The organism is Candidatus Streptomyces philanthi, assembly GCF_059553635.1.
The window spans coordinates 1-777 of the sequence record NZ_JCANQV010000639.1; the positions used below are offsets into that span (position 1 = coordinate 1).

The window sequence follows — 777 nt, forward strand, 5'->3', positions numbered from 1 at the left end:
CGTGCCGAACAGGTACAGGATCAGGTCCTGGTCCAGCGTGATCCGGCCGAAGTCCATGGCCACGGTCGTGGTCGTCTTGTCCTGGACGTGGCTGAGGTCGTCGATCCCCGCCGACGCGGAGGTCATCACCGCCTCCGTCCGCAGCGGGTTGATCTCCGAGACGGCCCCGACGAACGTGGTCTTGCCCACGCCGAAGCCGCCCGCCACCACGATCTTGGCGGACGTCGTCGAACGGCCCTGCATGCCGTCGTCAGAGCTTGCGAAGTCCACTGAGCACCCTCTCCAACAAGGTCACGTCCGGCGTGCCGCCCGCTTCGTTGCTGCCACCCGGCTGATGGATCGCCACCATCCCGGCCTCCGCCAGGTCGGCGACGAGAATCCGCGCCACCCCCAGCGGTATGTGCAGCAGCGCGGAGACCTCGGCCACCGACTTGACCTCACGGCACAGGTGGCAGATCCGCTGGTGCTCGGGCAGCAGCCCGGGCAGCTGGGCGGGATCGGCCGTCGTGCTGACCAGTGCCTCGATGGCGAGCTGGTAGCGCGGCCGGGTCCGGCCTCCGGTCATGGCGTACGGCCGTACCAGCGGCTGATCGCCTTCGCCGCCGTACGGCGCCTGACTGTAGGCGCCGTACGAGCCGGATGTGGGTGGCGGGGTCATGGGGTCCTCCGAGCGGGACAACTGACAGGTCGTCGGGTGGGGCCGGTGGGGGCGGCACGATGGACGGGCGACCCGGCCGGCCTGTGGGAGGCGGCCGGGGTGCCGCACCTCAGTGCAGC

Annotated in this window: 2 protein-coding genes; both read right to left on the minus strand. The window is 70.5% G+C overall.

The window, feature by feature from the left end; all coding sequences use genetic code 11:
* The coding region (locus AC51EU_RS30805) for a GTP-binding protein (protein ID WP_496270381.1) at window positions 1-270 on the minus strand (270 nt) is incomplete at its 3' end.
* Window positions 251-658, minus strand: coding sequence for a DUF742 domain-containing protein (locus tag AC51EU_RS30810; protein ID WP_496270382.1), 408 nt, complete (start codon window positions 656-658; stop codon window positions 251-253). The genes AC51EU_RS30810 and AC51EU_RS30805, both read right to left, overlap by 20 nt.
* Window positions 659-777 lie beyond the last annotated feature (119 nt).